Origin of the sequence: Pseudomonas sp. W3I7, assembly GCF_030816095.1 — a bacterium.
GTDB lineage: Bacteria > Pseudomonadota > Gammaproteobacteria > Pseudomonadales > Pseudomonadaceae > Aquipseudomonas > Aquipseudomonas salomonii.
This window is the reverse complement of record NZ_JAUSXP010000001.1, coordinates 2692514-2711234: the sequence shown is the minus strand read 5'-3', so window position 1 is coordinate 2711234 and position 18721 is coordinate 2692514. Positions and strand designations below refer to the sequence as shown.

The window sequence follows — 18721 nt, the reverse complement described above, 5'->3', positions numbered from 1 at the left end:
GTTATCTCAGGGGTGAAAGGTTTGCTGAAAGGTGGCGGTGATGGCGTAGACCTGGCCGCCACGATGAACCGGCTTGTAGCCGTTGCACTTATAGAGGCCAAGCTCGCCGATGGGCGGCGTCCAGAGAAAGCCTTTTGCCCCCTTATGCCTGTCGAGGAACTTCCTGATCTCCAGGATACGGGATGCCATACCGGTAAACGTCACCGGCCAGGACTCTGACTGATTATTCAGTCCGTCCTCGACCGACTGCTCATAGCCATCGCCAAACTTTTTGGAACGGACGCGCTGGGTAATCTCCCCCTCCGCGCCCTTCTCCGTTGCCCAGGTGAAACGTTCGATTGCCATGAGTCATCCCTTCACGTTGCGGCGGCTTACACCACCCTGTCGCCAAGATTTGGCAATTTCTTCGACTGCAACCTGCCGGGTGCGCGTCTCCATGTTGCGCTGGAAGGTCTCGGCGTCGAACTCAGCACCATCAGGTCGACCGGCTTCCTGATCGCTCAGGATGATCGGCATGCTGAGAATCAGATTTACACCGCCGCCTCCCCCGCCCATGGCAACAACGCCGAGCTTCCCGCTGGAAGTCCTGGCCAGCGGCATAATGGCCTCCTCCCCCGCCTCGCCCATAATCCCGGTTTTCCCATTGGCCATGCCAAACGCGGTGGGCTTGCTGACGATAGAATTGGTGAAGACGCCGCCGTCGGCGAACATCTGCACGCCACCCGCCCATGCGCCACCCTTGGCCTGCGGAAAGTACGAGCCGGAATAGCCGCCTGCAGATGCACCAAGATTCGACGAAGCGGCACCGGCGGATCCGGCCGCCAAACCGTTGCCACCGGCGGCGCTACCACCGAAGTAGCTTGCCGCCGCACCCACCAGACTTCCCAGCAATGCCGAACTGGCTTGGCGTGTGGCAATGCGTGCCATGTCCGCCAGGATCGACTTGGTAAAGTCAGCGAACGACGCTTTGCCTGATAAGGCGAAGTTAACCAGCGAGTCTTCCATTGAGCTGAAAGCGTTGCCGAATAGGCTTTTCGTCTGGCCGGCTATGTTGCGCGCCGAGTCAAGGTAGTTATCCCAGGCAGCTGTCGCCCCCTTCGTCCAGTCGCCTTGGGCATTCTCTACATCCGCGTAGTTCTGCCGAATTTGGTCGGTAGCCGCTTCGTTCGCGTCTGCGAGCGCTTGCGATTTTCGGGTGAACTCTTCCTCCGACATGTTCCGCGACGGGTCCGACTTCTGGTTGGCCAACTCCAGAGACTGCTGAGCAAACCGGACTTGCTGGCTGTTCAGCTCGCCACTAAGGGCATTCTGGCGGTCACCCTGACCCACGCCAAGCACGGCGCGCTGACCCGCAAGCTCCAGCGCTCGCTGTTGCTGCCCCAGCGCCTGCACGTAAGTGCTGATCGCACGATTCTGTTTGGCCAGGCGCCCGGTCTCGTTCGTCGCCAGCACTTCAAGCTGGCTGTCAGCGTCCTTCTGCGCCTTGACCATGCTTGCGCGTGCGTCGGCGATCTTCTGGTCCAGCTGGATGCTTTGCGCGGCCGATGTGGTCTTCTTGCCCTTGACGGCTTCCAGTGCGGTGATCTCGGCCTCGTAGGCTGCCGTTACCTGGTCGCGTTCGTTGCCGATGAGAGCTTGGCGCCGTAGCAGGTAATCGGCCTCGGAAAGCAGGCCGGCCTTTTGTGCCGCTTCCAGCTCCTTCTGGTAGTTTTTGTAGTCAGCGGAGATGGACGCAAGGTTGTTCTTGGCATCGTTGAAGCCGGTCAAATCTACCTGCGTTCCGGCAGTCTTTGAATCTTTGAACTGGTCGTTGATATTCGCCAGGTTCTTATCGATCGCTGCCTGATTCAGTCGCGGGTCATTCGGCGCAACCTTGCGGATGTTTTCGAGCTGCCGCTTGTAGTCCTTGATCGCCTCTGTGCGCTTTTGCTCATTCGTCCATGCAGATTTAGTCAGCGCGTCGATTTTCGTCATGGACGAAACAGCGTCGCTTTGCGCTTTTGCCTGCTCACCTTCGAACTTGGCGATATCTGCCTGAGCGGCTTTTTCATCCTCCAGCATGTTCAGGCGGTTCTGCCGGAACTCGATCATCTCTTTTTGGTTTTGGAACAGACCAATATTGCCCTTCTGGGCCTCGTCCAGATCGCGGCGGGCCTGCTCTATATCTGCACCGATATCAGGCCGACCGATATTCTTGATGCCGTCTGCAGCATGTGCTACCGCGTTGTATGCCTTTTCCCAGAGGCTGAGGTTTGCCAGAATCTTCGGCGTGCGCTCGTTGATGGAATCTGCGTAAGTCTCCGTCGCCAGCTTCACGGCGCCTGCGTGATTGCCTTGTTGTTCCAGTGCTGCAATCTGGGAATAAACCGAGGCAGTCAGGTAATGGTATTGCTCATTCAGCGCGGCGGATGCCTTGACCGGATCATCAGCCAGTTTGGAGAACTCAGCGACCGTTTCGCTTACCGCCTTGCCGGTAGCCTCCTGCATCGACACGGCGGCCTGGGTGATACCTGAGAAACTCTCGCCAGCGATCTTGCCGTTGTCAGCCAGCAGGGCCAGTACCGCGGCAGCCTGCCCGGTAGTACCGACCGTCGCGCTCACCTGGCGCGCCATATCGCCCAACTGTCCGGCACTCACACCAGCATAGTTTCCGGTGAGGATCAGCGACTTGTTGTAGCTGTCCTGTTCTTCACTGCCTTTGTGGTACGCGTAGGCAAGGCCGCCCACGGCGGCAGTCGCCAAGGCAAGCGGAGCAAGTATGGCAAGGAGCCCAGCAGCCCCTGCACCAGCGCCAGCCCCCAACTGAGCCACGGCACGAACACCGCTACCCCAGTCGCCGGACGACAGCGCGTTACCTAATTGCACGACGTTTTCTTGGGCCTGGCGTGTGCCGAGCCGAAGCTTGTCGAAGCCGTTTGTAGTCTTTTCGAGCTTTGCGTAATCCTTGTCGATCTTGCTCAGGGCGCTGTTGTACTGATCCTGGCTGATCCGCCCCTCGTCGAGGTGCTTGCCCAGCTGCTCCACCTGGGTATCGAGCTTGGCGAGTGCCGCACGCGCTGGATCAATCGCCCCCAGCAGGCTGTTCAGCGCCTTCTGTTCATCCATCGCAGACTTGGCCAGCGCCACCTGCTGCTTGTCGAGCTGCGCGGAGATCTTCGCGGCTTCGGCCTCGCCATAGGCGCCGGTTTTGGTCAGTTTGGCGAGCGCGTCACGCTGCTTTGCCAGGTCCTGCGTGGTTTTGGCGTTGGTAGAAAGCGACTTCTCCAGCGCCTGCATTTCGTTCATCAGCGAAACAGCGGACTGCTCGGCCCGGCCGCCGGCCTTCGCCATTTCATCCAGGCTCGTTTTTGCCTGGATTGCATCGGCCGAGTCGATCTTGACGCCGAGTTCTGCAATGTTCATCGACTCACCTTGAATAAGTGCCCGTCTTCACGGGCTGTTTTCCCTTTCCTCCGCCATCACGCGCAGGGCTTCGCCTTCCAACACCTGAAGGTCAGGGAAGATTTCAGCGAGTGTCTTTTTCTTGATGCCGAAGAAGCCGGCCACGTCGCGAATACTGCTGTAGTCGAGGCCGATCGCGCCGCCTGCGCCTGCTCGCCACTGGGTCGACATGCGGTTGAATAAGAAGAAGGCCGGCCAAAGGCACGGCCAGACCTCAAACTCCTCTTCCATGTCTTCGACATCCCAGCCAAAAGCGGCAAGCTGCTCCGCATCAGGCGGAGCCTCATACAGGGCTCGGGCGGCGCGGATCAGTTTCCCGTGCGCGCCTTAGCGAAAGCAGATTGGTACGCGTCCACGACAGCTTCGGTCGTTCCGTGGCAGGAGGTCACAAGCGCCTTGATGCTTTCGTCATCAAACTTGTCGTCAAACTCCCAGCCGACAACCAGATCCTTAATCTGCTGCATCTGATTTTCGGTATCAGCGGCAACAATTTCCGACACCTTTGGATTTTCACCAAACCGCTCAGCACCATCACTGCGCCGCTGATTCCATTCATCGAACAATGCCGCAAGCTCGATACGGTTCCGATATTTGAAGGTGAAGCCCACCTTCACCGGATCCTGGCCGACTACCGGAATCATCACTGCCCCGAGAAAGGTCGGCGATTGGGCAATCTTGAATTTCGCCATGATTAAGCCCCACCGCCAGCAACAACTGGTGCGCGATACGCGGTGATCTCTGCGTTGATGGTGAAGCCAAACGCCACGGCGGCACCCTCGTTGCGCACCAGGGTCGGGCTTTTGTTGAAGGACGCGTAACCGGCGTAGTAGATCGTTTTCCCATTCGGCAGCGACATACGCAGGATCCGGACTTCCTTCTCGCGGTCGGCCTTATCCAACTCTTCGTACCAGGCCAGGCTGTCGTCGTCAGCGAGCTGGAACGAGAAAGCCTGGGCATTCTTAGTGGTTGGAATCTGCTTGTCGCGGCGCGATTCGAGCGGTGCGTACGTCCAGTACTGCTGCTCACCGCCGGACATCGAGTTGCCGATAACCTGATTCACCGCAACCCAGCCGGTGACCTTCTTGGCCGTACCTGCACTGATGCCGTCGGGAAAGAACGAGGTATTCGAGGTGTCGATACCTTCCAGGGTGAAGGCGCCGGCAGCAGCAGCGGCAACACGCACGGCACGCTCGTTGATATCTTCCCAGCCGGATGTGACCAGCAAGATATCGCCATTGGCAAAACCGTTGGCAAGCGCGGTGGCGACGCCTGGGTTTGCATTCGTGATGCTGGTGATCACCTTAGCAGCGGCAAAACCGGTAGAGATCGCCAGTGTTGCCCCGTTGGGGAAGTAAACAGACATGGGTTTTCCTCTTTGCAGAAATGACAAAACCCGCTCAATGGCGGGTTCAGGATTTGCCCAACGGGCGGGTTATGGCGTGGTGTCGGAGCGGTATGAGAACGACAGCGGGACGGTGTAGGTTGAGTCGCCAGTAATGCCAGGCCCAACATCTACTGGCGTCATGGGCGTGACAACGAAACCGTTTTTGGTGTCTCGTACATATAGCGGAAACAGTGCGGTCAACTCTGCCGAAATTGGGTTCGTCCTGGTTTTGCCGCTGCCCGCCGGCGCGATGATGCTCACTTGAAACACACCGGTGAAAAGCCGGTGATCGCCACCGAGCGTGTTGCTCGCGGTGTCGCCCGGGATAGTGAAGGCTCGCAGATAGGTCTCGCCCGCCGCCGGCGTGTAGGCCGTGTTCTCGAACACGATCTTCAGCTTCTCCGGCCTGGTAACGTTCCAGGCGATTAGCTTGGCCTCGTAGATCGAAGCGATAATTGCGTGACTCATACCTGGTTGTTCCTGATGGCCTCCAGCACGATCTGCTGAAAGCGAGCCACGGTGACCCGAACCATGCCGCCGGGGGCCTGGGTGGAATGGCCGAACTCCAGAGGAATCGCGTAGGGCAAATTGTTGATGATGTAGGCCATCTGGCCGGCGGTGAAGTCGCTCATTGCAGCCACCAGTGCGGCAGTGGTTTCGGCGCCGCTCGGGTCTGCATCGTCGAAGGTGACACTCTCGACAATGCCCAGCGAGATGTGCCAGTTCGCGCGGAACCGGCCACCGACGTAGCCCTCGGGCGCTTTTACATCCATGCCGTCTATGAGCTTACGGCCCTTCTTCAGCCTGCCACCCTTCGTGAGGTTGGCCGGATCACTGCGCAGCGCGCTGTTGTGATCGTCGACGGCCTTGTTGTACTGCGTCGCCACTGCGTTTTGCGCCCAGATCTCCGGGTTACCCACTGGAGACATGCGGATCAGGCTGCTGCCGACCTCAATGATGATTTCGCGGACGCTGGCGTCGATGGCTTCGCTGGTCTGGGCAGCGAACTCGGCCAGGCTCAGGGCGAAGCTGACAGATTGACTGGCACCAACCCGACTCACGACCTCACCTGCAGCTCGAACATAATCAACGTGTAGGCGAGATTGAGCTTTGTGCAGCCCCTACTGATAATCTGCGAAGCCACTTTAGCTACAGACTCATAGAACCAACGCATAAGGAAATCCTTTTCTATGAAAAAGCCACACACAAAGTCGCCCAGCAATTCAAAGGCCAGACTTACGCATGGAGAACAGGGGGCCCAAAATATCGCCAATGCAACGGATCGCATGCTAGCTGACTCGGCCGCAGGCAAAGATCTTGCCGGTAGCGCAAAGAAGCTCCGCGAAGCCATTGCGAATAGCTGTAGAGAACATCACCCCGAGTGGGTCATAAAATTTGGGACAGGTGTAGTGCCCTCGAACAAACAACTTTCCGACCCCGCTGTTACGCTCTTAACTACTCTAGAAAAAGAGGTCAAGGCGGGAGAGGTCGATATCGAAACACTTAACGAGCTTGCCCGGCTGCTTTTGGATCGGGATTTTGTATAAGTCGGCGCGAACCGCTAATGCAGTGGACAAGTTAAAAAGGGCATATCAGCACCCTAGTAGGCTTTCAGTGTCTAAGCTGGAGCACCCACGTTGCGTCAGCGGAATCCGAGGAGACGCTCATCACCCGCAGCCCGTTGACGATATCGCCAATGGCCGGGGCAGCCGGTACTGCTGTCGGCACACCGGCCTCCGACACGAATAGCTCGTTTTGCAGAACCAGCAGCTTTTTGTCGGTGGTCTGGATGAGGGATCCATCGATTTCCTTGGACAGGTAGCTGCCAAGAACGCCGCGGCCCGAGTACGTTACGGTGGTCTCAGGCGTTTCGCCACCCAGGTCGGGGTCATACTCGCCCGCGACCTTACGCGCGCCTGTCACGGGCTTGACTGCATCGGCCAGCCCATCGGGGTCGTCGAACGCTTCAGCCATTTCGGCTTGGATCTCTTCGCGCATGCCCATGATCAGATCCTTTTCAGCATCATCACGCCGGAGCGTGTGATCCACGGCGCCAACAGGTCCAGGGCGAAGTTCACGCCAGCCGACTGATCGGTAGAGCCGGCCACGTAGGTCTTGCTCACCGATGTGCCGGACTGAGCCGATACCGTCTTGCTCTGAACTTCCTTCTGCGTGGACGTGTACAGCTTGCCCGCCGCCGCTTCTTTTGCGACCTGGGCGCCGGCTGTTTTGATCTCGGACGGTACCGGATCGGGAACAGCCCGCTTGATCTTGGCCGTGAGCCAGGCATTGGCCATGGTCACAGCAAGGACCGGATCACCGGTGCCGGCCCAGTCAGGACCGAGCTGGGCGTCAACATCGGCAACAGTGATGTAATCGGTCATGTGCTTGTCCTTATTCCGCCGGCACCATGGCCTGCAGGTCTTCTTTCTTGGCAGTCGCGTCGAAGGCAATGCCCTTCTCGGTCAGCCATTCTTTCAGCTCGGGGACCTTCATTTTCAGAGGGTCGGTTTCTTTGCTCTCTGGCTCCTTGCCGTCGGAAACCTTGATGCCGGCGGCCTGGTAAGCATCGAAAATATCCGGTGCATCACCATCAACGACCACCTCGGTCGCGGAGCCGATGACGCCGAAAAACTCGCTCAGCAGGCGGTAGCAAACGCCGCGCTCTTTGCCCGGCTTGTCCGTGTAGATCACTTTCATGAGTCACCTCAAAAGCATCCCGGCGCCATGAGGGCGCCAGGCTGTGTGGGCCGAGTTACGGCGTGGTGGTACCGCTGATCACAGCGGCGAACGGAACCTGCTTGCGGCTGAACACCCGCTCCCAGTTGGCAGCAGCCGCGTATTGGGTCGCGGTCGGGCTGAGGTTCTGAGCCTCGGAGCCCTTCCAGCTGAAGCCGGCAGGCTGGAGGATGTAGGTTTTACGCTCCCACAGCACCTCGGCGCCGCCACCGTTACCGCCGCCTGGCTTACGCTCCAGCTCTACCGGCACCTTCGGGGTGCCTTCGCCGTAGCCGAAAGCGCCCTGGCCGAAGAACACGGAGAGATACTTGCCCGCGCCATACACCAGGGCATCGTCCATGAACACCGGCTTACCCAGGTAGGTGGCCAGGATGATCTTGCCGTCGGAGTCGCGCAGGTACTCGATGAGGTCCTGCTTGACCATCTGGTTCATCACGACCGAGTGCACGCCGATCGCGCCGAACTGGTCAGCGGCATCGCCGGCGGTGAACGCGGCATCCTGAAACGCATTCGCGCTGATGGTCGCGCCGGCGTCGATGACCATGTCACCGCCGTTGTTCGCGATGTTCGATGCGATGATGCCGCGGGCCGCGCCCAGGGTGTAACGCTGCCACTGGCGGCTCCAGTAGGTGCCGAAGCGGTTGCGGATCTGCTGCTGTGGCTCGCTGTTTGCCAGCTCAGCGGTGAGGTCAGTCACGCCGTAGCCTTTGTTGAGGTACAGGACGCGGGCACGCATGCTGTCCTGGGTGACTTTGCCAACTTCGCCCTGGTCGTTCGGGTCGTCGTTGCTGATGTTCGGCGCTTCATCAGCGTTGAGATCCTGCCAGTAGCTGATCTCGGCGGTACCCTGGCTGCCGGAGGCGATCGCGTCCAGCACAGGGGAACGAGTAACAATGCCCGACTCGTATACAGCAGTCTTTTCCGGGCTGTTGACCGGGGCCAGGGAGGCGTAGTAGTCACCGACGAAGATGTCGGTCAGTTGGGTAGTTGCCATGGATTAGGTTCCTTTGGTGGCCTGGATTTTCTTGAAGAGCTCAGGGTTGTCACGGGCGATCGCAGCGCGCTCGGTTTCCGTGTACTCACCCCACTTTTTCGTGGCCTTGCCACCGTTGTCGCCGGTCTGCCCGGCACCCTGAGCCCTTGGCCACAGGTGTGTTGCTGTTTCGCGCAGCGATTCCGCCCATTCGAGCGGCGATAGAGGGGTCTTCCCGTCCTTCCCGTAAACGACCTCGCCGTCACGGTCGGTGGCAATCGCCTCGCCGTCTTCACTGAGTTTGAAAGTGCCCCGGGCGCGCAGGATGATGTCCTCGGCAGCCTCGGGGAGCGCGCCGGCCTTGATGGCTGCGGCGCGGATGGAATCGGCCAGCACCTTGTCGCTGTACTTGGCAGCGAATTGCTCGGCCTTATCGGCACGGGCCTTCTCAGCGGCCAGCTTGGTGTCGTAGTCGGTGCGCAGGCGCTCCGTACGGCGGGTGATGACCTCGTCCAGCTTGCCCTCGGCAATCAGCTTGGTCTCTTCGTCCTGGCCAACCTTGGTCAGCAGCCCTTTCACGGCGGCGATGTCCAGGCCTTCAAACTGGGACTTGAAGCCGTCCAGCTCGGTTTTGGTGGTCCGGAGGGAGCCAAGCAGCTCGGTGTTTTTGTTCTTGAGGCCCAGGGTTGCAGCCTCAACGGCTGCAGCAATGGCGGTCTGAACTGCTGGGTCTTCAAGATCAATCTGGTTTTCGTCTGCCACTTGGTGCACCCCTTGGGTTTGGTCGGCCCGCTTTGCAGGCATAAAAAAACCGCCGATAAGGCGGTTTAGATAGTGATATAAATTCAGTGTTACGATTTTGGCTCGCCATAATCCAAGAACAAACCGGCGTCTAAACGAGCTTGAGCCTCTTGATTGAAGGAAGCAACCTTTTCAGTTGCTTCCGCTTTTCTAGTGTTTGATATGTAGCCCGACACAAACTTAGTAAACTCAGCATCCAACTCAACAACTACATCTTTGCTTACCAATCTTATTAAGAAATAACTTCGCTGGGCGAAAAGTTCGTCTATAGCTTCGAAAAATCGTTTGTCGAGCTTAAAGCCATCGCCTAAAGCATCAATATTACTGCGATGTAATTTCGCAATGGTCGGAGCCGCCCACCGTTCAGCTATCCCGTAAATGCCATTTTTGTTAACCGAGACAACATCAAGATGATCACCCCTTTGAAGCTTCGTATCACGCCCGCCCTTCGAAATATTGCTGAACGCAAAAAGGTCAATCTTGGAACCATCTTCATGATATATGAGGTCGGCAGACAAGACGCTTTCTGGCACGACACCTTCAGAAACCACACGAACTAACAATTCATCAGTCGTAAAACGATGAATAATTCTAACTTTAGGTAACTCTTTTAGTTGTTGTTTGTGTGATTGCCACAGCGCAAACGCCACCGCTGAAAATGCACCGATCGCAGATGCCCAGTCTCCTAGACTGCCCCAGTTAGGTACGAATTTTACAGTTGACTCGGGATTAAGACTTATCCCAAGCGTAAGCCCCAACAAGCCAAAAACTGCACATGGCAATATGCAAAGAAAAAATATCACTGTCCACTTCATATGACCTCCCATTCCCTAGGCAGGCCTTATATCAAACGACTCGTCACGTGAGCTACCGATTTCACTAAATGCAGCCCGCGCATCACCAGGTAATCGGCAAATTGCGTCCTGCTCGGCGCGTACGGTGGCGGACGCATGCGCAGCCCTGGCGTATCTCGGTTGAGCCGCGTGCGCCGGCCATTTGGCTCAGTGCAATGCGTCGGCTCTTCGATCTGGAAGCCCTGCTCGTCAGCGTATAGCTCGACCGCCAGCCGTACCTGGCCCCATTCAAGCTCGAAGGGCACGAATGTCTCAGAGAGCGTCTCGTATTCGATCTTGCAGTCACGCCGGGGCCATGCCATTCCCTGGTCAGGATTGCCCTTGCGCCCCTTCCACTGCCGCCCGTTGATGTCGGCCGCAGCGCGCAGCAGCAGTTCGGCTTGCTCAGCAGCAGTTTCAGGTATCCGGAACCCGTAGTAGTCGCGGTAGAAGGTCAGCTTCTCCAGCGGCACGAAGCTATTCGCGTCTGGCCTGCCCTTCCCGTCCTCAACGATGATCTGCATGTGCTATCTCAACCTAGTTGAGTGCCGAGTGTAACGCCTGCTCGGGTGAACATGTCAGGCTCTGCTTCCTTCAGCTGCGCCAGCGTCAGTGGCTTGAATGACTTGTCGAGCTGCAGCTTTGCGAACTTCTCCGGCGTCAGCCCGCCATCACGGAACAACTTGCCTCTGACCGGCCCAAGGGCGTGATCTTGAAAGCTCGCCGGCTGTGTCGCCAACCACTCGTAATAGTTCAGGCCTGCGTCGACCTGAGCCCCACCGTTGTCGCCCACCGAAGCGCGCGTGGCGTCCTTGGCGAACATCTCCGAAAGCCTGCTGGTCGGCACCGTGGTTGACCGGCAGTTGATGTGTGCCGGCGGCAGCGGGCCTTTGCCCAGGTCAAAACGCATCCCATCCAGGCCCTTGCATTGCTGCGAGGTCTTGCGGTCGAGCGTCGACACCCAGCGATAGCCCAGCACCACGTCACTGTTGGCCTTCAGCGTCTCCATTCGTGCCGTGGTGGCTACGTGTTGGATTGCCGTCTGTACCACGGCGGCAGCATTGCGGTTGCTCACCGCCAGGACGCCGTCCGTGAAGTTCTGCGCCGCGGTACCGCGAATTGCCTGGATGATCTGGGCGTTGGTCTGGCCCTGACCGAAGCCAAGGCGGATGGTGTTCGTGACACGCATCGTCTCGGCGCGAGTCCAACCGCTGACAAAGCTCTTCAGCAGTTTGCCGCCGTCAATGCCCTTCACCTGCAGCGGATAGGAGAACACCGCCGCACGAATCACAGTGTTGGTCGGCACCACCGCGTCGATGGAGAGTGCATTGCTCAGGCTTTTAACCTCGAAGTTTGACTCGTACAGCGCGATATCGACCAGATCGGCCTGCATCAGGTCGCCGTAGGCCTTGTAGATCTCCAACAGCTTGCCGTCCACCCGAGCCAGGAACTGCTCAAGGCGGTCCCGGCTGTAGGTGGTCAGCTCCTTGCGGGTGAGTTGATCCCGCACCAGCTTGTCGATCTGGCGCAGGTACTTCTCGAACTTCTTGACCTCACCGGCTTTAAGCCGCTCCAGCATTACCGAGTGGCGTGTCGTCTGCTCCAGCAGTTGGCTGTCCGCCTGCACCAAGTTTGTCGATGGCATCGTCGTTGTCCAGGTTGATGCCGGCCGACTCGCGCTCATCGCTGATCAGCCCGGCCTCTTCTTCGTATGGGCGGTCCGGCAGCTTGCCGGTGGTGAGGTACTGCCAGTAGGTGTCGGCGCTGATCGTGCCGGCCATCACACCCTTGAGCAGCTCGGCGAGCACCTGCGCGTCGACCACTGGGGTCACGAACTCAGGGTTCACCTTGAACTTAACCTGCTTGGGGTCGTAGCCCTTCCACTCAGCGGCGTACCGCAGCCCCTGCTCTACCGCCTCCGCCACCGTGATGACGATGCTGTGCAGCGTGGCGTGCTGATCGTTCTGGCGTGTTTTGCGCGCCTCGCCCGACTCGGTACCGGCGACGTCCATAACTTTGGCACCGGCCTCAAGCGCGGCGTTCCTCTGGTCGTCCATCGCCTTGCGCACGGCTTCGATACCTGCGCCCTGGAACTCCAAGTAGCCGCATTCGCCGTTCGGGCCCAGGTCCCAGGCTGCCGACGGTCCGGTAACGCTCAGTTCCACAGTCTCATCCAGGCCAGAAACCCACGGCTGCGGGTGACTGGTCTGATGCAACGACGTGAAGTAGTCAGCACTCAACTGGTAGGACTTCAGCGCGGCCCGCGCCATGGTGAGCAGCGGCACCTCATCGACATCCGGGGAGTTGTCGGTGGAACCGCAGTAGATCACCGGCAAGTACGGCAGGCCTTTAACCAGACGGTTGTCAGTTCCTGTTGTGCCCAGCGGCGTTTCGTCCTCAACCAGCTCACCGCCTTCATTCCGCACGGCGGTGTAGCAGACCTCGTTGAGCATGAAGAACTCACGGAACACCGTGTCGCAGTCATGGCTGTATCGGTCCCCGCCCTTTTTGCGGAATTCCCGGAACACCGAAAGGACCAGGTCCTGCCGACCGCCTTGATCAGCCGTGTCCCAGTTGATGGCGTTGCGCGTGGCGTACGTCGAGAAATACGGCTCGCCGCTCTCGTCTATGTTCACCACCAGCGGCACCCGACCATGGGAGATCGCCTGGCGCACCATGCGGAAGAACAACTGCTTCAGGCCGAAGCCGTCGGCTGTGGCGTTGTCCTCCAGCCCTTTCAGGCCGCTGGGCAGCTCTATCTCCGGGATCAGCCGAGAAACCAGGCCCATCATTGAGCGCAGTGAGTCCCGCACCCAGTGCTCATACTGAGCGCGGGCCGTGTAGTTCTCGTAGAGGTATTTGTTGCCGGCGCCGTCGAGCTTTTCCGCCTCGACCATACCGCTCGGCTTGGGCAGGTTGCGCTCGTTGCGCTTTACGGCGCACTCACCTTCAAGCGCGTCGTCCATCATCTCCCACTCGGCGATGTGCGCGTCGTAGTCGGGGTTTGTCGATTGCACTGGCATCAGGCCAAGCCTCCAATTCGGCGTGTTCCGCCTGTGCGTTTGCGTCGGCCCATCGAGACGGCGAAGTAGCGGAAGGCGTCCGCGCCATGCGATGACCAGTCGTGAAGTGGTTTGTCTTTCCAGCAGCCCCGCTTGTCATCCCACTCCTTTCGGTAGTTCTCCAGGCAGGAAATACCCAGTTCGCACTTGGACTCATCGAAGGCACAGGCCGGAAGGATTTCCCGAACCTGCTCAATGCCTTCGTCGATGCCGAGCTTTGGAACAACGCTGAACTTGAGGCTGTATTTTTGCCCGTCGATCTCGTAGCCCTCCCGGGCCAGTTCACGCCGGGTCTTGCCGTCGCTGCCGAATTCGCGGTTATCAATGTCATGCGGGCCCCAGTGATCGCCATACGTGTATTTGCGATCCTTGAGCACCTTCATGTAGTGCCGCAGGCCTTCACCGCTGTTCTCGTAGAAGTCGATGACGTGGTACTCCTCGCCGACGATCCGAACAAACCAGATGGCCGTGGAGTCGCCGACGCCGATATCCCAAATCGTGTGCACCGGCAGATGACTGTTGTCCGGCAGCGGGCCAATGCGCTGGGCGCCATACAGCTTGGTGAACTGCTTGGCGTAGTAGGCTCCCTCGATCGACTGCTGGAAGGCTTCGGCCGGCAGTGACGGGTATTCCCGCTTCATGTCGTCGCCGAGCGTCTTTTCCTTGGCTGCGTACCAGGCGCGCTGGCCTGTGTTCGTGTCAATGCCGTGCTTGGCGAACAATTCGTTGAAGTAGTCAGTCAGGCGCTGAGGGATGATCGCCTCGGCCGGATCGAGCCAGTAGGCCTTGTTCTTCCACCAACTGAAGAAGAAGAACTTCCAGTCCAGCTTGCCCAGGGGCGTGCCAGACAGCAGCTGCTTCTCGGCACTCTGCGAGTAGTCGAAGAAGTAGCCGGCCCGCCCCTCCGCCGTCGATTCAATCGTGACGAAGCAATCGGTGGCGACAGCCTCGAAGGCGCCGGTGACGATCTCTCTGGCCTTGTGGGGAAACTTGGCGCAGATCTTCCCGAACTCGGATACGTGCAGATACCGTAGAGTCCCGCCCCGGAAGGACGTGGACACGTAGAGCGATCCGCCTTTGCTGAACACAAGCTCACCAGCAGCATCGTTAGAAGCAGGATTGGCGGCGCGTATCTCTTTAGGCAGGTTGTCGTAGGCATATTTGACCTTCTCCCGAAACAGGCGCTTGGCGTCGTTCAGAGTGTGGGCGATCAGTGCGCACTTGGCTGACTCAAACAGAGCCGCGTCCAGTTGAATGATGCAACACTCGGTTGTGAAGCCAAGCTGCCGAGCCTTCAGGATGATGTTGCGGGTGTGCATCCCATCGAAGTACTCGATCTGCTCGTCCGTCATCCGGAAGCGGACTTTCTTGCCCGCTTTATCGGTGATGAAGTAGAGATTGTTCAACCGCCAGCGCTTGTCCCGGAGCAGCTTCAAGTGCTCGGGCTTCATGTCAGGCTTCCTTCGATAGATCGTCCATCAGTGCAGCCAGGTCGCTGACTGTCTTGTCGCCGGTCTCGGTGTCGAGGTTGTAAGCCTGGCGCTCGCCCTTGATAACTTTGAGCTGAGCGTCGACACCTGCGTTCAGGGAGCGGGCAAAGTCGCCGGCGTTGTCTGGAGTCACTTCCATGTCGGATAGAACGTAGCTGAGCTTATCGGCAATGCCGCGCCACTGAGCTAAACCCACTCGGTGTGCAAGGATCACTGCAGCAGCCTGGTCGGACGCCTCTTCGATGATCTCGGCATCGGTAACCACTTTCGACTGGTTACCTTTACTGGTTACCGCCGTGGTTACCTTCTGCTTGGTTGCCGCTCTAACCTGGTCGGTTAGGTCGCGCTTCCAATCTTCTTTCTTTGCCCGCTTCAGGATGGTCGCGTGGTTTACACCATGCGACTCACCTATTGCGCGGACCGAAAGCAACCCGGCCCGGTAGGCGCGTTCGATTGCCTCCCAGTCGGATTGCTTGCTTGTCATAAATTGTCTCAGGTGAGCCTAAGGGCGGGATTGAAATAGTGGCGCGTTGCCGGTATTGGTAACGATCAACTCACAGCAAGGAAGATGGCATGTCGGATCTTTACAAAGATTTGCTCGTTACTGATTTCAACGGAGACCCTGAACCGGTAAAAGCTCGAGAGGCAGCAGTAGCGGCCGCCCTGAAACTCATTGAGTCCAAGGTTTTGAATTCGACTGGCTCAAGTCAACTTCAATGGGAGCTGAATAATTTGTCGGGATATGCCGACCTTATCCAAGGCGCACTGAAAGTAGAGTGATTCATCAGTGCCGCACTCACCTGCGGCACACCTACCCCTCCCTAATGATGACCAGCTTGCGCACTCGCCCACCAGTGCAGGTGTCGCGCTTCTTCGCCATGCGTATCGCATCAGTTGCGGTGGCGCCCATATCCATTGCCGTCAAAGCGTGAGCGCATCCACTGCCTATTGCATACGGCCGATCCAGCTCCAAAGCATCCTTCCATCCGCCAGTCTTGTCGTCGTGTCCAACCAGCCAAAGTGTGCTGCCATCCCAGGCCAAGGCTGAAGCCTCAACTGCGCCTGGCGCCTCACCCCCGAAGAAGGCATCAATCAACGCCGGGAAGTCGCAGTTCGCGCCAGTGCAGAGAAAAGAGACACCCTTGACCGTGTACAGCTTGTTTGCGTCGTCATCCAGGATGGTGGTGCCACGGGTGCAACGGGAGTCATAGGCGATCACGCCGTCTTTGTAGGCAATGGTCGTCATACGCTGGGGCTCTCTCTTGAAAGCGCCACGTAACTTGTAGGCGGCGCTATTTACCAGTATTGATATCGCTCCAAGACTCACGGAGCACAGATATGAAGTTCAAAGTGAAGGCTTATTACAACCATCAGAAGCATCGCGCCCTTGCAATCCCGGAAGACAAGACGATTGACGATTTGTCTGAAGAAACTCTCAACTGGATCGGCCCGGAAGTGACCGAGGACACACGAGAGCTCGACACGTCCGAGAGGCTATTTGGATTTGATCCGCAAACTGTCTGGGATGACTTCCAGGCTAAAGGGTTCTCGACCTACGAGATCAAGGCAACGATAAATGTGATCGATAAGTAGCTGGTAATCCGCGCCACGATTTGGCTCATCAGAATATGTGGCGCGGATTACTGCGATACGCGGTTGAGGGCTTCGTCCGCTTTGTCGGCAGCCTGGGCCGCAGTAGTTGCAGCCTTCGTGGCTTTGTCGGCGGCGGTACCGGTTTGGCGAGTCAGCTCTTCCAGGCGCTTGTCGCGCTCACCCATCGCGGTGTCGTAGGCCTTGCGAATGTCGGTCACTTGGCTGCTCTGCTTCTCGGCGAGCGACCAGTAGGCGGCCTGGTAACCCAGAACTGCACCACCACCCACCAGCACGACTGCAATGGCCCAGACCTCGGCCCGGCGCCACCAGCGGCGCGCGATAAATTCCAATGCGCATCTGTCCATCAGGCGATTCCTCCCAGCTTGGTGCGCAGGCGAGTGATCTCGTCGCTCTGCTGCGTCACGCGGTCAGTGAGTTGAGCAACCTGGCTGGTCAGCGCTTCGATCTTGCCTTCCATGCGACCAACAGCGGCGGCCAGGTCATTCCGCTCTTTCGCGAATTGATCGGCGCGGGCCTCGGCTTCTTTGCGGGCGGCGCGCTCTTGGTTCAGCAACTCGTTGAGGCGCTTCAGCGTGCCGATATCGGCGCTATCCATTGCCCGGTCGGTCGCATCCTTGGAAAGGAACCGGCGCAGCCAAAGCAGGCCGCCCAGAACAACGGTGGCACTACCGCCCAGCCAGGTAGCTGTGCCTGGGCCGAGGTCAGTAGGATCCATCGTCACTCCATGAAGAAAATGGCCTTGGCCAGAATTAGGTCAGCCCCGGCGGCACTCCCTGCTTAGAGCGAAGGGTGTGGCGGGGCCGAAAATGAAAAAGCCCCGGCGAATGCCGAGGCTCTTGGTCGAGTTAAAAAGCGTTGTTCCAGTGATAAGTGTAGAAAGTCGAGAGATCACCCGTACTGTGATCTGGATAGAACACACCACGTGTCGGAACAGCGGTCGGGGTGAAGCCAAATCGAGCCCACCGAGGAACCCCATCTACAACGACAACGTTGCCGTCATCTTGCACCTGCAGGTAAGCGCGATCCGCAGCCCCGTTGATCCAATCACCCTGGGTTGCCCAGGTGCGACTACCTACACGGTCCACCAAAAAGGCAGAGCCTTGCATGTAGAAGCAGGTGACCAAATCTGTATTTGGACGGTTGTCTACATACGTGTAGGGAACACTGCTATCAGCCACCCAGATTGGAGCGCCGTTATCGTAGAGCCGTAGATTTCCATCAGCCTCTAGGATCAGCTTGTATCGTTTGCTTGGAGATTCGAGATACTGCCCCGCCACCAGACAGTTACGCGGAGGTAGGATAGCGGTGCCATTATTGGCGCTGTTAAAAAGGATAATACGAAAACCACTGTGGGACATTTTTTCACCTATTGAATCGAATGATTGATAGCGGAGGATTCCGCATTCATGTCGCTCAAAGGCGATTGCTCGAGGCTCGCGGCCTTCACATGATTCAGCGTTCCACATCGGGAACATTTGATCTGGAGCTCTGTAAACCCACCCGTACGGGCGAGAAGTCTTTTGCAATTACCGCATCTGATTTCTTTCAACATCTGCAAATTCCTTTTGCAATGTCTTTCTCGCGATCAAAAAAAGCCCTGCAGTAGCAGGGCGATTTTCAAAACACGTGGGATAAAACATCGAATCTCTTACCGGTAGCTAATGCTCCCAAATAGTCTGATCATGTTGGGCCGGGGAACGTCATCGGCTGAAGCAGCGGAGTCTTGCACACTGCTATTGCGTGTGCTGCGGCACCTAGTCTGTCGTTCTCCCCAAGGGTAATGTTGTAAGCCTTTGCCATATCAGCACGCACTTCAGTTGCCAGAGCATTCAGAGCAAGAACATCATGTGATCCACTCAAACCACTTGAGTCCAAATTTTTAACGGTAATTGCTGAAGCACCGGCCGCACCGCTGAACGCCGCAATCCAAGTCGCGTTCGCAGCAGCGTTTGCTGCGATCAACGCCGGGGCGACCACTGAGCCCGCGACTAGCCCGCCTATCGCGATCATATTCGTATTCCACGCCCGATCTTCTGCCTTCTTGCTTTTCACTCCTAAGATCTCAAAGCAAGGTTGAAGCATCTCGTCGACTTTTTTGGTCACCTCGAGAATCGTATAACGGTCATCATTTTTAGCTTTGGCACTTAAACTCGCAGAATCCGGCTCGACTGGTTGACAACCAGAGGTCATAAAAAGAAAAACAGCAATAGAGCTTTTTTTCATCGGGGCAGCCCAACCATTCCGTTGAAAACTCTTAGTCCATTTTCGAAGATGATCAAAAGTGGAAGCCTCGGGGCTTCACCAGCCCAAAGTGCCATCATTACAATAGACAATTTATTGGGTCTTGCACTTCAAATAAAAACCCGGCGCAGCAGCCGGGCTTC

At 57.8% G+C, this 18721-nt stretch carries 27 protein-coding genes; 3 read left to right on the top strand and 24 right to left on the bottom strand.

Features of this window, described 5'->3' with window-relative positions; genetic code table 11:
- Nucleotides 1-6: 6 nt before the first annotated feature.
- From QF043_RS12605 to QF043_RS12575, 7 genes are all read right to left on the bottom strand, one after another.
- The gene (locus tag QF043_RS12605) at nucleotides 7-345 is read right to left on the bottom strand and encodes a phage tail protein (RefSeq protein ID WP_307418723.1); all 339 of its coding nucleotides are present in this window, start codon (nucleotides 343-345) and stop codon (nucleotides 7-9) included.
- Between the two features lie 3 nt (nucleotides 346-348).
- Nucleotides 349-3402 (bottom strand): phage tail tape measure protein, encoded by a 3054-nt coding sequence (locus QF043_RS12600; protein WP_307418722.1) that lies wholly within the window; start codon nucleotides 3400-3402, stop codon nucleotides 349-351.
- Nucleotides 3403-3429: 27 nt separating this feature from the next.
- Complete coding sequence (locus tag QF043_RS12595) at nucleotides 3430-3732, bottom strand: DUF1799 domain-containing protein (protein WP_307421375.1); 303 nt, start codon at nucleotides 3730-3732, stop codon at nucleotides 3430-3432.
- A gap of 17 nt (nucleotides 3733-3749) precedes the next feature.
- Nucleotides 3750-4130: a phage tail assembly chaperone gene (locus tag QF043_RS12590; RefSeq protein ID WP_307418721.1), complete on the bottom strand. Its 381-nt coding sequence runs from the start codon at nucleotides 4128-4130 to the stop codon at nucleotides 3750-3752.
- A 2-nt stretch (nucleotides 4131-4132) separates the two neighbouring features.
- Nucleotides 4133-4804 (bottom strand): phage tail protein, encoded by a 672-nt coding sequence (locus QF043_RS12585; RefSeq protein ID WP_307418720.1) that lies wholly within the window; start codon nucleotides 4802-4804, stop codon nucleotides 4133-4135.
- Between the two features lie 69 nt (nucleotides 4805-4873).
- Nucleotides 4874-5293 (bottom strand): phage tail terminator-like protein, encoded by a 420-nt coding sequence (locus tag QF043_RS12580; protein WP_307418719.1) that lies wholly within the window; start codon nucleotides 5291-5293, stop codon nucleotides 4874-4876.
- Nucleotides 5290-5886, bottom strand: coding sequence for a hypothetical protein (locus QF043_RS12575; RefSeq protein WP_307418718.1), 597 nt, complete (start codon nucleotides 5884-5886; stop codon nucleotides 5290-5292). Before QF043_RS12575 ends, QF043_RS12580 begins: the two co-directional genes overlap by 4 nt.
- Before the next feature lie 129 nt (nucleotides 5887-6015).
- Here QF043_RS12575 and QF043_RS12570 point away from each other — a divergent pair, with 129 nt between their 5' ends.
- Nucleotides 6016-6372 (top strand): hypothetical protein, encoded by a 357-nt coding sequence (locus QF043_RS12570; RefSeq protein ID WP_305453970.1) that lies wholly within the window; start codon nucleotides 6016-6018, stop codon nucleotides 6370-6372.
- Nucleotides 6373-6436: 64 nt separating this feature from the next.
- On the opposite strand, the gene QF043_RS12565 is transcribed toward QF043_RS12570, so the two are convergent.
- From QF043_RS12565 to QF043_RS12515, 11 genes are all read right to left on the bottom strand, one after another.
- A complete protein-coding gene (locus QF043_RS12565) occupies nucleotides 6437-6829 on the bottom strand; it encodes a hypothetical protein (RefSeq protein WP_307418716.1) in 393 nt (130 codons plus the stop codon).
- Nucleotides 6830-6831: 2 nt separating this feature from the next.
- Nucleotides 6832-7209 carry a hypothetical protein gene (locus tag QF043_RS12560; protein ID WP_307418715.1) on the bottom strand — a complete coding sequence of 126 codons (378 nt, stop codon included), beginning with the start codon at nucleotides 7207-7209 and terminating at the stop codon, nucleotides 6832-6834.
- Between the two features lie 10 nt (nucleotides 7210-7219).
- Nucleotides 7220-7525, bottom strand: a complete 306-nt coding sequence (locus tag QF043_RS12555) for a HeH/LEM domain-containing protein (protein WP_307418714.1) — start codon at nucleotides 7523-7525, stop codon at nucleotides 7220-7222.
- Nucleotides 7526-7580: 55 nt separating this feature from the next.
- Nucleotides 7581-8558, bottom strand: coding sequence for a major capsid protein (locus tag QF043_RS12550; protein ID WP_307418713.1), 978 nt, complete (start codon nucleotides 8556-8558; stop codon nucleotides 7581-7583).
- A 3-nt stretch (nucleotides 8559-8561) separates the two neighbouring features.
- Nucleotides 8562-9299 (bottom strand): hypothetical protein, encoded by a 738-nt coding sequence (locus QF043_RS12545; protein WP_047280233.1) that lies wholly within the window; start codon nucleotides 9297-9299, stop codon nucleotides 8562-8564.
- Nucleotides 9300-9388: 89 nt separating this feature from the next.
- A complete protein-coding gene (locus QF043_RS12540; protein ID WP_307418712.1) occupies nucleotides 9389-10153 on the bottom strand; it encodes a hypothetical protein in 765 nt (254 codons plus the stop codon).
- 26 nt (nucleotides 10154-10179) lie between these two features.
- Nucleotides 10180-10695, bottom strand: a complete 516-nt coding sequence (locus QF043_RS12535) for a DnaT-like ssDNA-binding protein (RefSeq protein WP_307418711.1) — start codon at nucleotides 10693-10695, stop codon at nucleotides 10180-10182.
- 8 nt (nucleotides 10696-10703) lie between these two features.
- On the bottom strand, nucleotides 10704-11816 hold the full coding sequence (locus QF043_RS12530) for a minor capsid protein (RefSeq protein ID WP_373460682.1): 1113 nt from the start codon (nucleotides 11814-11816) through the stop codon (nucleotides 10704-10706).
- Nucleotides 11734-13194: a DUF4055 domain-containing protein gene (locus QF043_RS12525; protein ID WP_307418710.1), complete on the bottom strand. Its 1461-nt coding sequence runs from the start codon at nucleotides 13192-13194 to the stop codon at nucleotides 11734-11736. Before QF043_RS12525 ends, QF043_RS12530 begins: the two co-directional genes overlap by 83 nt.
- A complete protein-coding gene (locus QF043_RS12520; protein WP_307418709.1) occupies nucleotides 13194-14684 on the bottom strand; it encodes a terminase in 1491 nt (496 codons plus the stop codon). Before QF043_RS12520 ends, QF043_RS12525 begins: the two co-directional genes overlap by 1 nt.
- 1 nt (nucleotide 14685) lies before the next feature.
- Nucleotides 14686-15207, bottom strand: a complete 522-nt coding sequence (locus QF043_RS12515; protein ID WP_307418708.1) for a hypothetical protein — start codon at nucleotides 15205-15207, stop codon at nucleotides 14686-14688.
- A gap of 89 nt (nucleotides 15208-15296) precedes the next feature.
- Between QF043_RS12515 and QF043_RS12510 the strand changes: the two genes are divergently transcribed.
- Nucleotides 15297-15503, top strand: a complete 207-nt coding sequence (locus tag QF043_RS12510; protein WP_307418707.1) for a hypothetical protein — start codon at nucleotides 15297-15299, stop codon at nucleotides 15501-15503.
- A 31-nt stretch (nucleotides 15504-15534) separates the two neighbouring features.
- Here the strand turns inward: QF043_RS12510 and QF043_RS12505 are convergent, their stop codons facing one another.
- Entirely contained in the window at nucleotides 15535-15969 is a 435-nt protein-coding gene (locus QF043_RS12505) for a proteasome subunit beta (protein ID WP_307418706.1), read from the bottom strand.
- A 92-nt stretch (nucleotides 15970-16061) separates the two neighbouring features.
- On the opposite strand from QF043_RS12505, the gene QF043_RS12500 reads away from it, so the two are divergent.
- A complete protein-coding gene (locus tag QF043_RS12500; RefSeq protein WP_307418704.1) occupies nucleotides 16062-16316 on the top strand; it encodes a hypothetical protein in 255 nt (84 codons plus the stop codon).
- Between the two features lie 47 nt (nucleotides 16317-16363).
- On the opposite strand, the gene QF043_RS12495 is transcribed toward QF043_RS12500, so the two are convergent.
- The 5 genes from QF043_RS12495 to QF043_RS12475 form a co-directional block, all read right to left on the bottom strand.
- Nucleotides 16364-16681 (bottom strand): hypothetical protein, encoded by a 318-nt coding sequence (locus tag QF043_RS12495; protein WP_187601396.1) that lies wholly within the window; start codon nucleotides 16679-16681, stop codon nucleotides 16364-16366.
- The gene (locus QF043_RS12490) at nucleotides 16681-17052 is read right to left on the bottom strand and encodes a chemotaxis protein (RefSeq protein ID WP_025856073.1); all 372 of its coding nucleotides are present in this window, start codon (nucleotides 17050-17052) and stop codon (nucleotides 16681-16683) included. The genes QF043_RS12495 and QF043_RS12490 overlap by 1 nt, the downstream gene beginning before the upstream one ends.
- A gap of 130 nt (nucleotides 17053-17182) precedes the next feature.
- On the bottom strand, nucleotides 17183-17695 hold the full coding sequence (locus QF043_RS12485; RefSeq protein ID WP_307418703.1) for a hypothetical protein: 513 nt from the start codon (nucleotides 17693-17695) through the stop codon (nucleotides 17183-17185).
- Between the two features lie 8 nt (nucleotides 17696-17703).
- Nucleotides 17704-17889: a Com family DNA-binding transcriptional regulator gene (locus QF043_RS12480; protein WP_371919097.1), complete on the bottom strand. Its 186-nt coding sequence runs from the start codon at nucleotides 17887-17889 to the stop codon at nucleotides 17704-17706.
- Between the two features lie 128 nt (nucleotides 17890-18017).
- Nucleotides 18018-18560 carry a hypothetical protein gene (locus QF043_RS12475; protein ID WP_307418702.1) on the bottom strand — a complete coding sequence of 181 codons (543 nt, stop codon included), beginning with the start codon at nucleotides 18558-18560 and terminating at the stop codon, nucleotides 18018-18020.
- Nucleotides 18561-18721 lie beyond the last annotated feature (161 nt).